We start from the raw sequence: 19,457 nt of genomic DNA, 5'->3' as shown, positions 1-19,457 counted from the left end.
GTCCAGTTTTCTTTTTCGGGATCGTCAATAACCTAAAAACCAAAAATCAAAACCATGAAAGAATTTGTAATGATCATCAGGTTAGAAAACTTGCCTGAGATAAAATTTTCTCCCGAAGAAATGCAGGCCGGAATGGCTGTTTGGGAAAAATGGGTAAATGATATCATATCCCGGGATATCCTCGTTAGCCGCGGCAACCGCCTAAGCAACGATGGAAGAACTATCCGAAATGGTAAAGTAATCACCAACGGTCCTTTTGTTGAAACCAAGGAAATAATCGGAGGTTATTTGATCATCCGGGCTAACTCGATTGATGAAGCTGCTAATATTGCAAGGAGCGCCCCATTGGTCGGGTCAGGAAGTATTGAAATACGCGGGTTATATTCGGGTGAATAAAAAAATTGAAGCCCTTGTCCAATAATAACCGGCGCAATCGTCATTCGGTTATAAAACATAAAAAACTTAAAAGTTATGAACGAATTTGCATTAATCTTCAGGAACGATTTCCATCCTGAAACAGGGTACTCACCAGACAAACTGCAGGAAATTATGAAACAATGGCAGCTCTGGATGAGCGGTATGGCCGCTAAAGGACAACTGGCAAATCCAGGCACCCGCCTGGGCGGCGACGGCTCAACCGTAAGACCAGGGAGTTTAGTGACCAACGGCCCGTATGCCGAGATCAAGGAAATGATAACCGGAGTCATCGTTGTAAAAGCGGGTGATATAGACCAGGCAACAGAGATCGCAAAAGGCTGCCCTATCCTGAATGCCGGCGGGAACGTCGAGGTAAGAAATATTATTCCTATAGGAGCTAATTAAATTTCAATAAAAATTTAAAAGAGATGAAAGAATTTGCAATGATATACCGATCAGAGCCTATGGGCGAGATCGAACTGACACCGGAAGGAAATCTTGTGGTATCAAAAGAATGGGAAAACTGGATGGGTGGCATAGCCGCACAAAATAAACTGGTTTCGCCAGGCATGCGGTTAGGTAATGAAGGGCGTACCGTAAAACCAGGCAATATCATAACCAACGGTCCTTATGCCGAGGTTAAGGAGATCGTGGGCGGTCTGAGTGTCTTCAGGGCCGAATCTATAGAAGAGGCTTTGGAATTGGCTAAAAGCTGCCCGATGCTGAACGTCGCTGACGGTAGCGTTGAGGTAAGGGACATTATCCAGATGAATGGTTAAAATGTGAATTTTAATAAGCTTCTGCCTAATATTGTAATCAGGCAGAAGCCTTTCTACTTATGCAGGAAAAGGAGCTGATTCCATATTTGTACAGGACAGAGTTCAGGAAAATAACCGCCGTACTCTGCCGGTCGCTGGGCATAGAACATATTTCCATAGCCGAAGATCTTGTCGGCGATACTTTTCTGCTTGCTGCTGAGACGTGGGGTTTAAAAGGAATTCCACAAAACCCGGCTGCCTGGCTATATACTGTTGCCAAAAACAAAGCAAAAGACCTATTAAAGCGGAATACGCTTTTTTCGCAGAAAATATCGCCCCAAATACAATATGCTACCAATGATAAGCACGAAATAGAGATTGATCTTTCGGCACAAAACATACAGGATAGCCAGTTGCAGATGATGTTTGCCATTTGCTATCCAGGTATACCTGCTGAAGCACAGATCGGCTTATCGCTTCGCATCCTATGTAGTTTTAGCATTGATGAAATTGCTGATGCCTTCCTCGCCAACAAGGAAACCATCAATAAGCGTTTATATCGCGCTAAAGAAAAGCTGAAGCAAGACAATGTGAAGATCGAACTCCCGCCGGAAAGTGAGATCGATAAACGGATAGAAAATGTATTGACTACACTTTACCTGTTGTTTAACGAAGGATATTACTCATCAAACAATAATGCAGTGCTGCGAAAAGACCTTTGCCTGGAAGCCATGAGGTTAACGCATATGCTGACTGAAAACGAAACTACCAATAAGCCCGCCGTGAATGCCTTACTTGCTTTAATGTGTTTTCACGCTTCACGTTTCGAGGCAAGGGTTGATTCCAATGGTGAATTAATACTTTATGAAGATCAGGATACTTCATTGTGGAACAGAGAGTTGATTATACAAGGCGAGCGTTACCTGAACAAAGCATCTACAGGTAATTATCTGTCAAAATACCATTGGGAAGCTGCAATTGCCTATTGGCATACCACAACTAATAATGACGTGCAGAAATGGGAAAAGATACTCAGTCTGTATAACCAATTGTTGATAATGGAGTATTCACCCATTGCTGCGCTGAACCGCACTTATGCGCTATCGAAGGTGTTCGGTAGCGAAGAAGCCATTATCGAAGCTGAAAAACTTAAACTGGAGAACAGCCACTTATATCATTGCCTGCTGGGAGAGCTTTACAGTGATGTCGATCTTCAAAAAGCCATTGAGCATTTGCAGCAGGCCCTAAAATTATCACGTGTTACAGCTGATAAAAAGGTGATAAAGAACAAAATCAGCAAACTGGGTAAGCTGAAAAATGTTTAATTTGACAGACTCAGTTACAAACCTATGGCATACGATGAAAAATTAGCCGACCGTGTTCGCGAGGCCCTGGCAGATATCGCGAATGTGGAGGAGAAGAAGATGTTTCGCGGCGTCACTTTTATGGTCGACGATAAAATGTGTGTTAGTGTAAGTGGAAATGAATTAATGCTCCGCCTCGATCCGGACCTGACCGAACAACTGGTGGAAGAGCCCGGCACCCGCCCGATGGTTCATGGCGGGAAACATATGAAAGGATTTGTTTATATCAGTCCCGAACGCTTCAAGAATCAAAAGGACTTCGATCACTGGATAAACCTAGCCCTGGAATATAATCCAAGGGCTAAATCATCAAAAAAGTAAATCCAAACAACGGTGTGTCATGCTGAGGCTCTCGAAGCGCAGTGCTAGGGACTCTGCGCGCGTCCTTCGACAGGCTCAGGATGCCCCCAGACTGCATTCAGTTACTTCACCACCTCGTCCGTCATACTACTATTATCCTTGCCGTAAATCTTTGCGATGGCCTTTATCACAGCTCCTTTATTCGCTTTGAATGGTTTTCTATACTCGTTACCCGCAATAAATGATGGCGTTGCATCATCCGTTGTGTAATAGATCTTAGCCCCAGGTGTAGCACAAGTAATGCTTACTATACCGTTGCTGGTGTTTATTACAGGTTTTTTAACAATACCTACATATTTCGCAGTGCGTGCATCATGGATCACCCCTTTCCAATTCATGCCAAAACCAAAATCGTAAGTGTGGCCGTCAGCATCTTTGTAGCATACCATATCGTGCGGAATATCCTCGTCCTGTAACTCAACTGTTTTCATATTGGCCGGCATCTGGAATGGCAATAATCCCGATGGCTCAACCGCTCCGCTCAGAATGTCTAATATCGCCTGGTTTTGTACGCCGAAATCAGCTACAATGGCATTGGCATCCTTTTCAAACTCAGCCGGAATAGTTGGTTTTGTCATGGTAAGCACCACTACTATCGGTTTGCCTTTCATGGCTGCTTTGGTTTCACGGATCGTTTTCAGATCATTGTAGTTTCCTGCTGTGATTGTTTTGTCTTTATATGAGCGGTTGTTCACCCCTGGTTCAGATGGATCACCTGCTGCAATGCTGTGTGCTCTGGCATGGGTAGCCTTGTATTCTCCATATTGCAAAGTGATCGGAACATACCCATTGCCACCTTTTGCTACATCTTCCTTGTCATAACCGGCACCACCATAAGGACTGCTTACAAACACCACCGCACAATCCGCTTTCGCCGGGTCGTCGGTATAATTGAAATATTTGTTAAATAGTTCCGATTTAACCGCTTCATCCCAGTGTTCTTTTGATGGCGGCCCGAAAAAGCCCTGCATGGATGGTGTATATTTTTTAGGCAGGTATATCGTAATGCCTCTTTTCAGTGGTAGTACATGATTATTGTTTTTCAATAGGATAACCGACTTCAACTGGGCATTATACCCTGCTGTCATGAATTCCGGTTTACCTACGGTTTGTTTTGAATTGGTTGCATTCAGATATGGATTCTCAAATAAGCCTGTGCGGAAGATGTTGGTTAATAACCTTTGCGCGCTTTTTTCAAAACGTGCTCTCATAAATGCCTCGCCATGTTCCTTTACTCCCATCTGGTAAGCCTCGATCACCGGCCCTGATTCATTATTGCCGCCAAATTGGTCTACCCCGGCCATCATTACCTTGTAGTGTCTTTCGGCAACGGTTTTAGTTTCCATTCCCCACGATTTTCCTAAAAACTGATCAGGGGTTTTACCTTCGTCGGCTGTAACCAGCCAGTCGGTACAAATCACGCCATCATAATGATATTTCCCCCGAAGCAGATCGGTGATCAGGTATTTATTGTAACTATTGCCCTCATTTTCCTTGTTTCTGGTATCACGACCATAAGAGATGGTGTAATATGGCATCACAGCCGCCGCCATTTTGGTTTTGCCATGCAGGTGAAGCGCGCCATCCACAAAGGATACTAAGTGCTCATCAAAATTATTCCCTGGATATACTGCAAACTTACCATAAGCAAAATGCGCATCCCTTCCACCCTCTTCAGGACCGCCGCCCGGCCAGTGTTTCATCATCGCATTCACGCTGTGATAACCCCAGCCATCTTTTATTTCACTCCCACCGGTCGATGTTTGAAAGCCATCCACATAAGCACGGGCCATATCCGCATCCAGTTGCGGGTCTTCGCCAAAAGTGCCGTTGATACGTGACCAGCGTGGTTCAGAGCCTAGGTCGATTTGTGGTGATAATGCCGTAGCGATACCCAAAGCGCGGTATTCCTGCGAGGCAACATGCCCAAATTTCTTTACAACGTCTGGATCAAATGTCGCAGCCAAGCCCAGTTGATCAGGCCATTGTGATATTTTGCCGCCTGCCCCGGCAGTATACTCAACGCCTGACGAGGTTCCATGGCGTGGGTCAGAGCTGTTATTGGCAGGTATACCCAGCCCAGCGCCTTCCACCAAAGCCTGCACATTGTTGTTCCAACGAGCAGCTACCTCGGGGCTTTGTACCGAAGTGATCAGCACGTGGCGCAGGTTGTCTTTCAATAAAAAGCTCTTTTGCTGGTCGGTTACCTCAGCAGCATCTATCCCTCCATCGCTGAATTTTTTGCCATTGTAGGTGCCGCCTGCGAATGGGCCTCCGGACATGGCCGGTATAGCCTGGTGTGCGCTGTAAAGCATCAGTCCTGCTATTTGCTCGAGCGACATTTGAGAGGCCAGGTCTTTTGCTCTTTCCTCAACAGGCAAGCGCCAGTCCTCATATTTATCCAGTTTGCCGTTTTTGTTCAGGTCTTTAAAAGCCAGGCCATCTACGGTAAGAATTTTTACGCCTGATTTGGACGAATAACCCAGTGTAGGGCCGTTTGAGTTTTTTACCAGCACAATTCCATCGCCATCATCAATGCTCGTCCACTGTTTAAGCGAACCGGTATTGGTACTGCTGATAATGGTTGCCGCAAACGCAAGCAACGACAACGAACCGACAAAATAAATTGCAGGACGGGTAATGCTTTTCTTCATGTTGATTTAGTGAGTGGTTGATTAGGTTGATTGTGTTGGATTAAGTTGTTTTAGCCAACTATGCTTGTACATAATCAACCATTTAACTCAATCAACCTAATCAACTAATAAAAAAACAGGTTTACAATCTATTGTGTACTAATGACACAACTAAATGTAGGTATATAATTGATATATCCAAAATTTAATAGATGAATAAGGTGTGAATAACGATGAGGAATGTATTTAAAACGACGAGGCGTAGAGACGCAATGCAATACGTCTCCAAAAAAATTGCAACCGCTTTAAAGTTTCTTCCTAATTTTATTTTCAAATCACATCACCATGAAATCATTTACCGTCCCTACCTACGACCAAGTGGCCGACAACGCCCAGCCTGCATTCGACCGTTTTATTAAGATCATGGGTAGGATGCCCAATTTGTATGCTACAATAGGTTATTCAGCTAATGCGCTTAACTCCTACCTGGCTTATGTGAGCGAGCAAGCACGCGGTAATTTCCACGCTAAAGAGCGCGAAGCCGTTTACCTCATCGTATCGCAATTAAATGGCTGCGAATATTGTCTGGCATCTCATACCCAATCAGCTATTAAAAATGGTTGGACAGAACAAGAAACGCTATCACTGCGTGCCGGCAATCATCCCGATAAAAAATGGCAGATAATCTATCGCGTCATTAAATCAGTTATTGACAATAAAGGACAGGTAAGCGATGATCTGCTGGACGAGTTTTATGCATTAGGTTACCAGGAAGCTGCCATTATCGATCTGCTTGTCCTGATTAATGTAATGAGTTTTACCAACTATGCCTTCCGCTTAATGCAGATACCAATCGATTTCCCTTTGGCAAAAGATATTGCTTAAGTGTTTGTCTTTTCGATGTGTTTTGCTAAATTTGTTAGCATGAAGCGATCGGGAAGTGCTGACCTGCCTTTGCATTATGGCTATGTGCCCCAGTGGCTGGCCGAGCGTATGGCAAAGCTGGGTCTGGCCGTGGTGGAAACCATTGTGATGGATTATGGGAAGAACGAGGTTTTGACACGCATCAGCGATCCATTCTGGTTCCAGAGTTTGGGTGCAGTGATGGGCATGGACTGGCATTCATCAGGCATTACTACGTCGGTAATGGGGGCTTTAAAGCGGGCCATCAATCCACATAGCCGCGAGTTGGGGATTTATATTTGCGGAGGCAAAGGCAATCATTCCCGTGAGACACCAAGTGAATTATTAAGGATCAGTGAGCAAACCGGTCTCGACGGCAATCACCTGGTTAAATGCAGCAAGTTGAGCGCCAAGGTAGATAATACAGCTATTCAGGACGGCTTTCAATTATACACTCACAATTTCATCCTGACTAACGAGGGTAAATGGGCAGTGGTGCAGCAAGGCATGAGCGCACAAAGCAAAACTGCGCGCCGTTATCACTGGCATTCAGAAACATTGAATTCTTTTGTGGATGATCCCCATACGTTTATTTATGGGCAAAACAGTGGCTATATCTTGAATATGGCCGATAAACAAGCATTGGCTTCGCGCAATGGCGTGATGCAGATTGCTGCCGAAAAGCCGGACAAGATGCTGAGCGAGATCAATAAGCTGGTGATGCCGTCTCATCACGATGTTCGTGCAAAGGATGTTGATCTGAAACGCCTTGGTGCAGTGCTTTGGCTGGCGCAGGAAAAAAGGCCCTCAGATTTTGAAGATTTGCTTTTACTCGAAGGCCTCGGTCCACGGACATTACAGTCCCTGGCGTTGGTAAGTGAGGTAATCCACGGTGCACCGTCTCGATTTAAGGACCCTGCCCGCTTTTCTTTTGCCCATGGCGGTAAGGATGGTCATCCCTTCCCCGTTCCGACAAAAGTTTATGATGAGACCTTAGGTGTATTACAAACGGCTATTCATAAAGCCAAACTCGGTCAAACCGAAAAAAGCGAAGCCATCAAAAGGCTTTCCAAAATAGCCGAGAACGCCGAAAAGGATTTTTTACCGAATGCCAATTTCGATAAAGTAATAGAACAGGAACGAAATGATTCCTGGCGATATGGCGGTCGAACGGTATTCGGTAAAGCAAAACCACCTGTGGAAATGCAGTTGAAATTGTTTTAGTATTAAGTGTTTAGAAAATAGGGTTTAGAATTTAGAGATTAGAATTTGCTCACTAATATCCCTGAATCTTTTCGATAAGAAAGGAAAACGTCGAAATCAAAACGATCAAAATAAACAGGTGCACCAATATGAGTATCCATGTACCCATATTATTCTTTATCAGGTAATAAAAAATGGTGTTCTCTTTTTTCATTTTCAATATAAATATACAGACTGCAGTTGAAAAATGAAAGCATTCCAATTTGAATTTATTAACCTTTATTAAATTATTATTTGTATATTTAACTAAAGGTTTACAGGCCTTGCTCCCCGACTTAATTATTCATTTCCCCTTTCATTTTATTAGATTATTTAATTTATTAAACCATGAAAGACGTGCCGCTTTTTTTTTCAGTCAGTCATATTATTAAGCCGTTCAATACCAAGTTGATCTATAGTATAAGGTATCATGAGCTTGATTATTTCCTGCTCAAAACGTTAGGCGTTGAAGAGTGCGAGCAACTGGATAACAACTCCCGCCTGGATGCTGAGGTACTGAGTAAAATTTGTGAAGTAATTACTCAGGTTGAAAAAGAATATAAAAAAGCTCCTCCTTTAGAATATATCAATATGGATGTGTTCAATATCCTTTTTAAAGATGAAGATACGATCACAAAAAAGAATGGTAAAAATTTTTAATAATAGCCTTATCGCTTTTTCCAGATTACATTTCTTATTTTCACAGAGATTGTAAACCACCAAATTTTACCTGAATGCCAGTAACCTGTCTGTCTGCTCTCAAGAAATTGATCCTAACAATTTCAGCTTTAATCTTTTTAAACTATACGCTGTATGCGCAAAAATCAAAAGCTTTTCCTATTAGTGAGCCCGAGGCGCAGGGGGTATCGTCGGCAAGTATTGATAGCTTCTTAAATGCAGTAGGTAAAAGCAAGAATGAGTTTCACAGCTTTATATTTCTGCGGCATGGTAAAACGATCGCACAGGGTTGGTGGAACCCCTATGCTCCTGATCTGAGGCATTCGCTGTATAGCTGTAGCAAAAGTTTTACGTCAACTGCTGTTGGTTTTGCTGTGAGCGAAAAACTGCTTTCCGTGAATGATAAGGTAATCTCCTTCTTTCCAGGCAGTTTACCTGATTCAGTAAAGACTTATCTTGCTGCGCTCACGGTGAAGGATCTGTTGACCATGAGTGTAGGGCAAGAACCAGATCCTACCGGACAATTGGCATTAGGCAGTGACAACTGGGTAAAAGATTTTCTGGCTTTACCTATAAAATATGCTCCAGGTAGCAAGTTTTTGTACAATACGATGGCCACTTATATGTTATCGGCAATTGTACAAAAAGTAACAGGTCAAAAAGAAGTTGATTATTTAAAACCACGTCTATTTGATCCGTTGGGTATCAAGGATATGGATTGGGAAGTGAATACTCAAGGTGTTAATACAGGCGGATGGGGATTGCGGGTAAAAACAGAGGATCTGGCTAAAATGGGACAACTGTACCTGCAAAAGGGTGTGTGGAACGGTAAGCAGGTACTTGCCAAAGCGTGGATAGAAGAGGCTACAACATTTAAGATAGACCAGGCACCGGGCGTGCCGCAAAACAAAAAGGACTCCAGCGATTGGATGCAGGGATATTGTTACCAGTTTTGGCGCTGCCGGCACGATGCGTTCAGAGCGGATGGCGCTTTCGGACAATACATCATCGTCATGCCGGATCAGGATGCTGTGATAGCGATCACATCAGAAACTCCCGATATGCAGGACGAATTGAATTTGGTTTGGAAATACCTGCTTCCTGCTATGCACCCGAAGGCATTACCTCTTGATCAGTCAGCAGAAAAGAACCTCAAGGAACATTTGGCTGTATTAAGTTTGCCGCCGTTATCAAATAATACAGATGCAGGTATACCTTTAAGCAAAACTTTTACGATCGATAAAAATGATTTGAAAATCAAAGCTATATCATTGAAATCGGATGGTAAAACATGTGATTTTACTTTGAATGTAGATACCTCCAGGTACACCTTTAAACTTGCATCCGGCAAATGGCTTCCCGGCGAAACCAAAATGCAGGGGCCTTATCTTTTATTGAACGGCAAAGAAGATTTTTCCATCTTATCGCCCTATAAAGTTGAAGGAAGTTATGGCTGGAAAGATAACAACACACTGCAATTAAAATTACGTTATATAGAAAGCCCGCATACAGAGATTATCACTTTGCATTTTAATGATAGGCAACTGAACGCGGACGTAGAGTATAGTTTTAATTATGGTTCTAAGAAGATCGGATTACATGGTACGCAAACCGAATAAGAACAATCTCACTTTAATGTTGCAGCAACAGCCTTAGCTGAATCTAAATGCATTTCGATGGTGGGCAGTGTTTTACGGGCAAAGGACTGCACAGACACTACCCTTTCTTGGGTTTCTTCTTTAAATAGGTCTGCTGTTTTTTCATGATCGGCTACCATCACATGCATATAAGCTTTGTCAAAGTCTGTTCCTGAAAGCCGGGATAGACTATCGATTAACTTTCTGTGTTCGGGGCTCAACACATCATCCCCATTGATCAACTCTTTTTTTCTGAGCATTTTTAGTTCTTCAATACCTTTTGTGTGATCGGTGATCATCATTTTAGCAAAGCGAATTATCCTTGGATTCTGAGATACATGTTCGGCGACACTGGCTAATTTGACCTCCGTACGCCCCCCATCTATCGCCGTATTGATAAAATTAAGGCCGCTTTGATCTACTGTAGTTTCCTGGTTATAATTTTTTGCTTTTTTGGGGTCATCACACGATGATATAACATATATAGCAGGCACGAGCAATGCCAGCAACAATCTCGTTTTCATAGCTGAAGTTTTTAGATATTATGCCGGAAAAACAATGGGGACACCAAAAAGTTTATCTGATAGGAAAATAGTTGGCGCAGCAAATAGTTATTCTTTCTGTAAAGTTTTATTGCGGATGAAAATCATCGTCATTAAAGCTCCCAGGAACCCCAATCCGGCCGAAATTTTCATAATACCACTATAAGCGTTAATAAAGCTCTCACGATAGTCGGTGCTTATTGTTTTTCTGTATTGGGGATCAACTTCCTTTGGTACTTTGGCATTCCCAAGGTTAGCCGCCTCTTTAATAACCAACACTTTAACTTTGGAATCAAGCGGCGTCCTTGTCAATTGTTTTTGTAATGCGCCAGCGAAAAGCAAAACAGCCATGGCTCCGAAAACAGCATTAGCAAAAACATTGGATATGCGTGTGAGTGCATTATTTACTCCGGATGCTGTACCGGAAAGATGATCGCTAACCGAAGTCATCACCGTAGCTGTAAGCGGAGCAACAGTAAGGGACATACCCAAACCCAATACGATAACTCCCGGAAAAAAAGTCGTCCAATATTCATCAGGACCGACTGTTTGTTTGACAAAGGATAATAATAATAGGCCCGTCCCCGCAGTCGCCGGGCCAATGATTAACAACAATCGGGGCCCATATTTATCAGCCAATGTGCCTGCAAAACGGGCAATAGTGATCATCAGAACTGTGAAAGGCAAAAAGGTAAGTCCGGATTGCAATTGGCTATATCCCTGCACTTGTACCAGGTTAAGCGAAAGAAAAAGCATTCCCGCCCCCAATCCTGCGTACAGAAAAAACGTTAATAAATTTACCCCCGTAAAAACTGGATTGGAAAACAGATATAGCGGCATCATCGGGTGTTTGCTTTTCTTCTCAATAACCAGAAAAACAATCAGCAAAATGATTCCCCCTAACAATGTCAGATATACCTGTGCAGATTTAAAACCAACCGCCGGAATGCGGAGAAAACCAAACGTAAGCAAAGCAAGGCTTAAGGCAATGGTAATCGCTCCTGATATATCAACAGCTTTATCTGCATCCTCATCCCTGCTTTCCTTTACTTTGAATGCTACAATGATAAGCGCCACAATTCCAATCGGAACGTTGATAAAGAAAATATAGCGCCAAAGACCTGCATCAGCCAAAGTTCCGCCCAGTATCGGCCCGCCCATCGTAACAACAGTGGTTATGGCCGACCATGTGCCTATGGCTTTTCCTCTTTCGTTTTCATTAATGGATGATGAAATGAGCGACAAGCTGCCAGGTATCATTAATGCTCCTCCGATGCCTTGAATTATTCTGAATATAATCAATAGAAATACAGTTGGTGCGAAACCGCAAGCTGCTGAACCAAGAATGAACACCAATATCCCCAGCATGAATATCTTTTTACGGCCTAGTTTGTCCCCTAAGGATCCGCCGACCAGGATTAATGAGGCCAGCATCAACAGGTAAGCATTCAGCAGCCAGAAAAGATCAGATCCATTAGCATTCAGGCTTTTTTGAAGAGCGGGCAGAACCACATTGAGTGCAGTGCCATCGATAAATGCCATGGCCGAAGCCAGAATGGCCGAAACCATGATCCATTTACCCTCAGCGCTTTTGAGTGCGACTGTTGCCATTTGGTGTTGCTTGAACCGGATATACAGAATTTAGACTAGGTAGATTCAATGTTGTAAATCTAACCAAACTAAATCAACTCAATCTAGCGCAATCAACTAAAAAAAGTTTTATGCCAGATTTCTCCCCGCATTCACAATACCATACACAGTACGAATTACCAGTTTGTTGTAAACGTCGTTAAATTCCGGATGCTCGTTCCGGTTAAGACATTGCAGTGCGTAATGTTGGATGATTACCAGAGGTAAAACAATTTTTTCCCGTACAAAAATGGACTTCCGTTCAACCGGGTATTCCTGCATCAGGCTATCTGTATCTGTCAGCTCCAGTATCATGGCTTTGGTGAGATCATACTCATCTTTCAGCGTTTTCCAGAAAGCGGCGAACTTTTTGTCTTCTCCCAAATAAGCTGTAACCCTGAAATCAGACTTGGACATGGACATGCTACAGTTATCCAGCATGGTTTTAAAGAAACCTGAATTCTCATAGAGATTTTTTACTTCTTGCCATTTGCCTTCGTCTTTCATCTTTTTAAGTGCGGTTCCCACTCCATAAAACCCGGGGATATTTTGTTTCAATTGGCTCCATGAGGTTACAAAACTAATCGCACGCAGGTCTTCCAGTTTTAATTGAGCATCGGCATTACGTTTAGTTGGACGACTGCTGATATTGATCTTCGATAACAATTTCAGCGGACTGTATTTTTCCAAATATTCCACAAACAAGGGGTGCTGTCTCAAGTCCATAAACAGGTTATAGCTCGCGTTAGCCATTTCAGATATCAGCGCTTTGCTTTCTTTATTCAGTAAGTCATTTTCATTTGGCTTTAGCGATGAAACGATACCAGCGTTGATCAGTTGCTCGATATTAAAACGTGCGGTTTCGGCAGAGCCATATTGTGAACTCACTGTTTGCCCTTGTACCGTTAATTGGATATGTTCATTGGCGATCTCGCTGCCCATTGAAGCATAAAAACGATGCGTTTTACCACCACCACGAGCCGGCGGACCTCCTCGTCCGTCAAAAAATGCCAGGTCGATGCCATATTTACGTGCCATCGCGGTCAGTTCGACTTTTGCTTTGTAGATAGACCAGTTAGCCATCAGGTACCCGCCATCCTTTGTGCTATCCGAGAAGCCCAGCATAATCGTTTGCCGGTTGCCGCGACGTTTGAGGTGCTCCTTGTAGAGTGGATGAACATACAAGCTTTCCATCACTTCTGCAGCATGGGTCAGATCGTTTACAGTTTCAAAAAGCGGCATGAAATCAACACTTAATGATTCCTTCTTCCAACCGCTCCACAAGAAAAGGTTCATCAATTGTAAAATATCCGAAGAACGCTGACAGTTGCTGATAATAAATCGCTGACAAGCCTTTTGACCATTCGATTCCTGAATTTGCTGAACGAGGCGAATTGTATTTAATGTATCCTTGGTCATATCATCCGCCTCGTCCGGGCAATGAAAATCAGCTTCATTAAAAGGTATTGTTTTTAATTTTTCTTCCTCGCTTAATGTTTCATAATCTTTGGGCAGCCCCGATTTGATCTGTGATTGCTGAATACAATATTTAAATACGCTGCGCAAAACACGACTGTCCTGCCTTATATCCAGTGTTGCGAAATAACAACCGAACAAGCGCACCTTTTGGAGCATGCCATCCACGATATTCACAAAAAGACCACCGTGATCGGTTATCAGAGTTTGCTTTATTGAATCTAAAAGCGATAATAATTCGCTTTGAAGATCTTTTGGATTAGCTTGAACGTTAAATGCATTTTGATAAAGCAGCTTCTCGAGCCTCGAAATAGTTTTCTCAATCCCCCTGAATGTAATGCGGCGTTTCAATAACCTGAAATCGCGGTAATAGCTGCGGAATACGAATTGCCTCAACAAGCTGGCCACTGAAGCTGTGGTTTCAGTAGTCACATTCGGGTTGCCATCGCGATCACCGCCTGGCCAGAAACCAAGCTCCAATATTTGGTGATCCCCCAAATGTTCTATATCAAATTCTTCTTCCAGTTTTGATTGAATGCCCGATACCGCATGATAAAATGTATTCTCAAGGAACCATACCAAACTGGCTGCTTCATCAACAGGTGTAGGTGAAGTTTTATTAAAAAATGGTGTTTTACCTAGTTGCTGAAGCAGCACATCGATATTATTCAGGTCGTTGTGTTTTAAAGCTTCGATAAGGTCGGTCATTATACCCAATACTGTGCCGGGATAAAACTGGGTTGGGTGGGCAGTAAGTACCAGACGCAATGAGAAGTTCTTTAATTTTTGCCCTATCTCCTCCCTAGTTTTATCGTTTTGAGCTGCTAATTGTAATAAGCTCTGTAACGAACCACTATCATCTGTACGGCCAATCTTATTAAAAGATGAATCCTCGACAGCGTCAAACAATACCACCTGCCGCTCGATATACTGAATAAACCGGAACATTCGGTTGATTTGCTCCTGGTGATCGATGCCCGGGACATATTTTTTGAAAAATGATTCAATAATTTCAGTAGGTGACGAGAAAGAAGCTGTACCCTTCTCGCAATGCGAACTAAAAAAAGGAAGCAATATACCGGTATCCTTCACCTGGTAAAATGGAAGTGTCTGAAAAAGACTGTTATACAACTCAAATCGGGTTACAACTTCCTGGTTAAAAGTTGTTTCTCTGTGGCTGAGTTTTACAGGTGAGGACATAAATCTTAGTAGCTTGTTGTAAGGGTTTATAAAAATTCGGTGTGAATTTAATCATATTAATGATAAAAACCATTTAAAGATGAGTATTTATTAATTTAAATTCAATATTAATGCGATAATTATCAAAACATCCCGTAAAGATTTAATTTTTGTAAATTTGCATACGCTTTTTCCCATCTAACCCCGACCGATGAAAATATCCGTCCGCGAGATAAAGAGTTTCTTTTACAGCCAGTATTTTTCTGACGGTATCCGTACCAGCATCGGCATTTTATTGCCTGCACTGGTGCTCAATTATCTCAACCAGTTTGCTTTAGGAGTCACGCTGTCATTGGGGGCGTTGTGCGTGTCCGTGGTGGATATACCAGGTCCTGTGCTGCATAAGCGCAATGCGATGGCCATATGTAACCTGTGCATTTTTGTGGTTGCTGTTGTTACCGGTTTTGCTCGGATGAATGTGGTAACGCTAGGGATTGAGATTGCTATATTTTCCTTTCTTTTTTCTATGTTAATCGTCTACGGGACGAGAGCAGCAGCAGTAGGAACAGGATCGTTGTTGATGATGATCTTCATGATCGAAAAGGCATTGCCGGCAGATCAGGTCCTGTCTTATAGTTTGCAGGTAACTGCCGGAGGTATATGGTACCTTGTATTCAGTGTCTTGTTTTTTACTATTCGCCCTTATCGTGCTGCTCAACAGGCATTGGGCGAAAGTATACTGGATGTGGTAAAGTTTCTTCGTATCAAAGCTGATTTTTACCTGCCGGATACCGATATTGATGAAAACTACCGAAAACTGGTTTTACACCAGATACAGGTAAGCCAGCATCAGGACGCCGTGCGTGAGTTGCTTTTCAAGAGCCGGATAATGGTAAAGGAATCCACCAATGCAAGCCGGGTTTTGGTGCTCACGTTTATAGACCTGATTGATCTTTATGAACAGATATTAGCGACGCACTATGATTATAATCAAATAAGAGAACGATTCGGCAATACAGGCATATTGGAGGCTGTTGCACGTGTACTGGAGCAAATGGCACATGAACTGGAGAATATAGGATACGCTGTATTGTCAAATCACAGGTATAATCATTCACAAGATTTTAATGCAGAACTCGAACTCCTTAAAAAGAAAATCGATGAGATTGCTGCAAAGGACACCGGCATCAGCAATCTGGTATTAAAAAAGATATTGATTAACCTGCGCGATCTGAACAAAAACATTCACAATATTTTTGTTTATTATAATTCAAGGTCATCCAAAACGCTGATCGAGAAACCAGAAGATGTGGAATATTCAAAATTTGTAACGCATCAGGATTATGCACCGAGGATATTCTTTGATAACTTCTCTTTGTCGTCGGGCTCATTTAAGCATGCGCTAAGGGTGTCGCTGGTTTGTGTCATTGGTTTTACAATAGCAAGGTTATTTGCCCTGGGACATCATAGTTACTGGGTTTTGCTGACCATCATTGTTATCCTAAAACCGGGATTCAGCTTATCCAAGCAGCGGAATTATCAGCGTTTAATAGGTACAATAGCGGGTGGCGCTATAGGAATATTGGTTTTAACCCTGGTAAAAAATACCGATGCACAATTTGTTTTCTTCATCATATTTATGCTGGGAACATACAGCTTCACCCGGCTGAATTATGTGGTAAGCGTTATCTTCATGACCCCATACGTATTGATCCTGTTCAAGTTCCTGGGCGTTGGACATTTAAACCTGGCCGAAGAACGGATCATCGATACGGCTATTGGCTCGTCCATTGCTTTCATTGCCACCTACATTATTTTTCCTACCTGGGAATTTGAACAGGTGCAAGAAAATCTGCGGGATACCGTATATGCCAATGTAAATTACCTGGTAAAGATTGCAGAAACAATCACCGGTAAAACAGTAACTGTTACCGACTATAAACTGGCCCGGAAAGATATTTACGTAAAATCGGCTAACTTATCTGCCACTTTTGAACGTATGACTTCGGAGCCCAAAAGCAAACAGAAAAATATACGAGAGATACACAAATTTGTGGTGCTTACACACATTCTATCTTCCTACCTGGCTAACCTGGCATCCAGCATTTCAGAAAAAAACCTGCATAAAACCCAACCGGATAATGTAAGGCTACTTCGAAAAAGCGTCAATATATTAAATGAAACCAGCAAGAAATTAGGCGGCAAATGTGCAGATTTTGTAACTGAAAAGACAATTGCACCCGAGGAAAAAAGAACGCCAACAGCAAATGAAACTCTCTTAACTGAGCAATTGGGCTTTATTAATAAAATCAGTTATGATATAGCAAAGGTGACGGACAATATACTGGCTTAATCGGAAGATTAAATGTTAAAGGCAACCCATTCGGATTGCCTTATTAGTTGTAATATTTCAGAAATTATTAAACTGCTGTAGGACCGTTTCTTATGAATCCCAGCAAAAATGCTATTACGGCTATAACCAGCAGAGCATAAATTAATCCTCCTGCTGAATATGCAAAAACACCGATCGCCCATCCGATAACCATGATGACAGCGATAATATACAATAGTGATCTCATGATATGATGTTTTAGTTAATACCTAGGCATGTTAAAAAACCATGCCATACCGGTATTAACTAAAGCGTTAGATTTTTGTGTTCTAAATCGGGGACAGAAATGTTCAGAGGATCGTAAATATATGCTTAAATGGCTTACAATAAATCTATTGCCAAATTAGCCAACTCACTCCGCTCCCCTTTTTGCAGGGTAATATGAGCATAAAGCGGATGTCCCTTGGCTTTATCAATAAGGTAGGATAAACCATTACTTTCCGCATCAAGATATGGCGTGTCTATTTGATAAATATCTCCGGTAAACACAAATTTGCTATTCTCTCCGGCGCGTGAGATAATAGTTTTCACCTCGTGCGGGGTAAGGTTTTGTGCTTCATCCACAATGAAGAAGATTTTAGTCAACGTTCGGCCGCGGATAAAGGCAAGCGGCGCGATTGTGATCTTGTCATTTGATACCAGTTCATCTATCTTTAACTGCATCTTTTCATCGTCGGCAAATTGGTCACGGATAAACTTCAGGTTATCCCATATCGGTGCCATGTACGGGTCGACTTTTGATTTTACGTCACCCGGCAAAAAGCCAATATCCTTATTGCTTAAAGGGACAATAGGGCGTGTTACGTATATCTGTCTGTAAAACTTACGTTGTTCCAATGCACCGGCAAGCGCCAGCAAGGTCTTACCTGTTCCTGCGTTGCCTTGTATGGTAACCAATTTGATATCAGGATGCAGTAAAGCATGAATGGCAAAAGCCTGTTCGGGGTTTTTGGGCTGAATATTGAAAACCGGCTGCTCTGATACCTTTTCAAGAATCCCCGTCTGGCTGTTATAAAAGCCAGATACTTTTTGTTTTTTTCCTTTAAAACTGTAAAAATGATTGCTTTTATTAGGCAGGTTATCCAGATCACCGCCAGTTAGTACACCTTCTTTAGAAAGCTGACTAATGGTTTTGTCTGCTACCTTATTCAAAATAGTTTCGCCTGTATAAAGCTCTTCCAGGTTTTTGATTTTGCCTGTTTCGTAATCTTCGGCATGGATATTCAACGCTTTAGCTTTCAGGCGCAGGCATATATCTTTTGATACCAGGATTACTTTTTTTTCAGGATATTCCTCCTGTAGACCAAGGGCTGCATTCAATATCCGGTGATCGATCTTGTTGCTCCCAAATACTGTTTCAGCATCTACAGAGGTGGTTTTAACATCCATCACCACCTTAAAGCTTCCCTTATCTTTTCCTTTAAAAGGAATCCATTTGTTCAATAAATTTTTGCGGGAAACTTCATCCATTAATCTGATAAAGCTGCGCGCTTCGAAATTACGGGTGTCGTTCCCACTTTTCATATTGTCCAGCTCTTCCAGCACCTGTATGGGCAAGGCAACATCATGTTCCTGGAAATTTTCAAAGGCGTTGTGATCGTAAAGGATAACCGAGGTATCTAATACAAATATCTTTTCTCTCCCGTTTGCTTTAGTGCCAGACATAGGGCCTAAATTTACTATTTTTTGCAGTTGTTGGAACGTTCTAAGGTTGAAAAGTTGAAGGATTTTAAAGCCCTCCCTCTCGGGGAGGGTTGGGTGGGGCCAAAATTGAAAACGGAAGCACACTCTTGCGAATGACTTCCGTCTCCTGACTCCTGCGCAACCGTAGTTGAGCCGAAGCACCAAGTTTTGTGTAAATTGATCGGTCAGCTCTCATCTTAGTTCTTGCGAACTTTGACTGTTTGCTTCTCATTGTTCCCTGTTGCGTTACTCCGTAAAATACCGCATAGTTTCCAATACCTCTTAGCGTTTTCCGTTTTCTGTGACTTTCGTCATTTTGGTTTCCTTTCGCCTTCCGTAACTCACCAGTTTCTCAGGATTTGCATCCTTTGTCTTTTTGTGCTACCCAGGTACTTCCGGTGATCTTTAGCTCTTCCGAAGATTCGCCCGATTCACTTTCTGTTTTCCTGTCAAGGTTATCAAAGTACGTCGTTCTTGATGTTATCTAAGGTAGCGTGTAAATGAACATTTGTCAAGGTTTTTTTTATCTTTTTTATGAACAGGTTCTTAACAATTTTATGGTCT

17 protein-coding genes are annotated in these 19,457 nt (G+C 42.4%); 10 read left to right on the top strand and 7 right to left on the bottom strand.

Features of this window, described 5'->3' with window-relative positions; translation table 11 throughout:
- The first annotated feature begins 54 nt into the window (after positions 1-54).
- The 5 genes from Q3A68_RS03740 to Q3A68_RS03720 all read left to right on the top strand — a co-directional run bounded on the left by Q3A68_RS03740 (position 55) and on the right by Q3A68_RS03720 (position 2,860).
- On the top strand, positions 55-396 hold the full coding sequence (locus Q3A68_RS03740; RefSeq protein WP_302899709.1) for a YciI family protein: 342 nt from the start codon (positions 55-57) through the stop codon (positions 394-396).
- Positions 397-471: 75 nt separating this feature from the next.
- A complete protein-coding gene (locus tag Q3A68_RS03735) occupies positions 472-822 on the top strand; it encodes a YciI family protein (RefSeq protein WP_302899708.1) in 351 nt (116 codons plus the stop codon).
- A 23-nt stretch (positions 823-845) separates the two neighbouring features.
- Positions 846-1,196 carry a YciI family protein gene (locus Q3A68_RS03730; RefSeq protein ID WP_302899707.1) on the top strand — a complete coding sequence of 117 codons (351 nt, stop codon included), beginning with the start codon at positions 846-848 and terminating at the stop codon, positions 1,194-1,196.
- Positions 1,197-1,255: 59 nt separating this feature from the next.
- On the top strand, positions 1,256-2,500 hold the full coding sequence (locus Q3A68_RS03725; RefSeq protein WP_302899706.1) for an RNA polymerase sigma factor: 1,245 nt from the start codon (positions 1,256-1,258) through the stop codon (positions 2,498-2,500).
- A 24-nt stretch (positions 2,501-2,524) separates the two neighbouring features.
- Positions 2,525-2,860 (top strand): TfoX/Sxy family protein, encoded by a 336-nt coding sequence (locus Q3A68_RS03720; protein WP_302899705.1) that lies wholly within the window; start codon positions 2,525-2,527, stop codon positions 2,858-2,860.
- Between the two features lie 101 nt (positions 2,861-2,961).
- On the opposite strand, the gene Q3A68_RS03715 is transcribed toward Q3A68_RS03720, so the two are convergent.
- Entirely contained in the window at positions 2,962-5,553 is a 2,592-nt protein-coding gene (locus Q3A68_RS03715) for a glycoside hydrolase family 3 N-terminal domain-containing protein (RefSeq protein WP_302899704.1), read from the bottom strand.
- A gap of 324 nt (positions 5,554-5,877) precedes the next feature.
- Here Q3A68_RS03715 and Q3A68_RS03710 point away from each other — a divergent pair, with 324 nt between their 5' ends.
- Positions 5,878-6,417: a carboxymuconolactone decarboxylase family protein gene (locus Q3A68_RS03710; RefSeq protein ID WP_302899703.1), complete on the top strand. Its 540-nt coding sequence runs from the start codon at positions 5,878-5,880 to the stop codon at positions 6,415-6,417.
- A gap of 39 nt (positions 6,418-6,456) precedes the next feature.
- Positions 6,457-7,659, top strand: coding sequence for a DUF763 domain-containing protein (locus Q3A68_RS03705; RefSeq protein ID WP_302899702.1), 1,203 nt, complete (start codon positions 6,457-6,459; stop codon positions 7,657-7,659).
- A gap of 52 nt (positions 7,660-7,711) precedes the next feature.
- Here Q3A68_RS03705 and Q3A68_RS03700 read toward each other — a convergent pair whose 3' ends face one another.
- Complete coding sequence (locus Q3A68_RS03700; RefSeq protein WP_302899701.1) at positions 7,712-7,852, bottom strand: hypothetical protein; 141 nt, start codon at positions 7,850-7,852, stop codon at positions 7,712-7,714.
- 173 nt (positions 7,853-8,025) lie between these two features.
- On the opposite strand from Q3A68_RS03700, the gene Q3A68_RS03695 reads away from it, so the two are divergent.
- The gene (locus tag Q3A68_RS03695) at positions 8,026-8,337 is read left to right on the top strand and encodes a hypothetical protein (RefSeq protein ID WP_302899700.1); all 312 of its coding nucleotides are present in this window, start codon (positions 8,026-8,028) and stop codon (positions 8,335-8,337) included.
- Between the two features lie 74 nt (positions 8,338-8,411).
- Positions 8,412-9,974 carry a serine hydrolase domain-containing protein gene (locus Q3A68_RS03690; protein WP_302899699.1) on the top strand — a complete coding sequence of 521 codons (1,563 nt, stop codon included), beginning with the start codon at positions 8,412-8,414 and terminating at the stop codon, positions 9,972-9,974.
- Positions 9,975-9,982: 8 nt separating this feature from the next.
- Here the strand turns inward: Q3A68_RS03690 and Q3A68_RS03685 are convergent, their stop codons facing one another.
- The 3 genes from Q3A68_RS03685 to Q3A68_RS03675 form a co-directional block, all read right to left on the bottom strand.
- On the bottom strand, positions 9,983-10,516 hold the full coding sequence (locus Q3A68_RS03685) for a DUF4142 domain-containing protein (protein WP_302899698.1): 534 nt from the start codon (positions 10,514-10,516) through the stop codon (positions 9,983-9,985).
- A gap of 87 nt (positions 10,517-10,603) precedes the next feature.
- The gene (locus Q3A68_RS03680; RefSeq protein ID WP_302899697.1) at positions 10,604-12,145 is read right to left on the bottom strand and encodes an MFS transporter; all 1,542 of its coding nucleotides are present in this window, start codon (positions 12,143-12,145) and stop codon (positions 10,604-10,606) included.
- A gap of 108 nt (positions 12,146-12,253) precedes the next feature.
- Positions 12,254-14,839, bottom strand: a complete 2,586-nt coding sequence (locus Q3A68_RS03675; protein ID WP_302899696.1) for a phosphoenolpyruvate carboxylase — start codon at positions 14,837-14,839, stop codon at positions 12,254-12,256.
- 190 nt (positions 14,840-15,029) lie between these two features.
- On the opposite strand from Q3A68_RS03675, the gene Q3A68_RS03670 reads away from it, so the two are divergent.
- On the top strand, positions 15,030-17,171 hold the full coding sequence (locus Q3A68_RS03670) for an FUSC family membrane protein (RefSeq protein ID WP_302899695.1): 2,142 nt from the start codon (positions 15,030-15,032) through the stop codon (positions 17,169-17,171).
- A gap of 67 nt (positions 17,172-17,238) precedes the next feature.
- Here Q3A68_RS03670 and Q3A68_RS03665 read toward each other — a convergent pair whose 3' ends face one another.
- Both Q3A68_RS03665 and Q3A68_RS03660 read right to left on the bottom strand, forming a co-directional pair.
- The gene (locus Q3A68_RS03665; protein WP_302899694.1) at positions 17,239-17,397 is read right to left on the bottom strand and encodes a lmo0937 family membrane protein; all 159 of its coding nucleotides are present in this window, start codon (positions 17,395-17,397) and stop codon (positions 17,239-17,241) included.
- A gap of 134 nt (positions 17,398-17,531) precedes the next feature.
- Positions 17,532-18,875: a PhoH family protein gene (locus tag Q3A68_RS03660; RefSeq protein ID WP_302899693.1), complete on the bottom strand. Its 1,344-nt coding sequence runs from the start codon at positions 18,873-18,875 to the stop codon at positions 17,532-17,534.
- Positions 18,876-19,457: the final 582 nt, after the last annotated feature.

The sequence above is a fragment of the Mucilaginibacter tolerans genome, assembly GCF_030519375.1.
In the GTDB taxonomy this organism is placed as follows: domain Bacteria; phylum Bacteroidota; class Bacteroidia; order Sphingobacteriales; family Sphingobacteriaceae; genus Mucilaginibacter.
Note: the sequence above shows the minus strand (reverse complement) of the source record. Positions and strands in the feature narration are given on the sequence as shown.

Excerpts from the sequence above, each read along its gene's own strand:
- Q3A68_RS03740 (WP_302899709.1), top strand. The coding sequence starts at position 55 with ATGAAAGAATTTGTAATGATCATCAGGTTAGAAAACTTGCCTGAGATA.
- Q3A68_RS03735 (WP_302899708.1), top strand. The coding sequence starts at position 472 with ATGAACGAATTTGCATTAATCTTCAGGAACGATTTCCATCCTGAAACA.
- Q3A68_RS03730 (WP_302899707.1), top strand. The coding sequence starts at position 846 with ATGAAAGAATTTGCAATGATATACCGATCAGAGCCTATGGGCGAGATC.
- Q3A68_RS03725 (WP_302899706.1), top strand. The coding sequence starts at position 1,256 with ATGCAGGAAAAGGAGCTGATTCCATATTTGTACAGGACAGAGTTCAGG.
- Q3A68_RS03720 (WP_302899705.1), top strand. The coding sequence starts at position 2,525 with ATGGCATACGATGAAAAATTAGCCGACCGTGTTCGCGAGGCCCTGGCA.
- Q3A68_RS03715 (WP_302899704.1), bottom strand. The coding sequence starts at position 5,553 with ATGAAGAAAAGCATTACCCGTCCTGCAATTTATTTTGTCGGTTCGTTG.
- Q3A68_RS03710 (WP_302899703.1), top strand. The coding sequence starts at position 5,878 with ATGAAATCATTTACCGTCCCTACCTACGACCAAGTGGCCGACAACGCC.
- Q3A68_RS03705 (WP_302899702.1), top strand. The coding sequence starts at position 6,457 with ATGAAGCGATCGGGAAGTGCTGACCTGCCTTTGCATTATGGCTATGTG.
- Q3A68_RS03700 (WP_302899701.1), bottom strand. The coding sequence starts at position 7,852 with ATGAAAAAAGAGAACACCATTTTTTATTACCTGATAAAGAATAATATG.
- Q3A68_RS03695 (WP_302899700.1), top strand. The coding sequence starts at position 8,026 with ATGAAAGACGTGCCGCTTTTTTTTTCAGTCAGTCATATTATTAAGCCG.
- Q3A68_RS03690 (WP_302899699.1), top strand. The coding sequence starts at position 8,412 with ATGCCAGTAACCTGTCTGTCTGCTCTCAAGAAATTGATCCTAACAATT.
- Q3A68_RS03685 (WP_302899698.1), bottom strand. The coding sequence starts at position 10,516 with ATGAAAACGAGATTGTTGCTGGCATTGCTCGTGCCTGCTATATATGTT.
- Q3A68_RS03680 (WP_302899697.1), bottom strand. The coding sequence starts at position 12,145 with ATGGCAACAGTCGCACTCAAAAGCGCTGAGGGTAAATGGATCATGGTT.
- Q3A68_RS03675 (WP_302899696.1), bottom strand. The coding sequence starts at position 14,839 with ATGTCCTCACCTGTAAAACTCAGCCACAGAGAAACAACTTTTAACCAG.
- Q3A68_RS03670 (WP_302899695.1), top strand. The coding sequence starts at position 15,030 with ATGAAAATATCCGTCCGCGAGATAAAGAGTTTCTTTTACAGCCAGTAT.
- Q3A68_RS03665 (WP_302899694.1), bottom strand. The coding sequence starts at position 17,397 with ATGAGATCACTATTGTATATTATCGCTGTCATCATGGTTATCGGATGG.
- Q3A68_RS03660 (WP_302899693.1), bottom strand. The coding sequence starts at position 18,875 with ATGTCTGGCACTAAAGCAAACGGGAGAGAAAAGATATTTGTATTAGAT.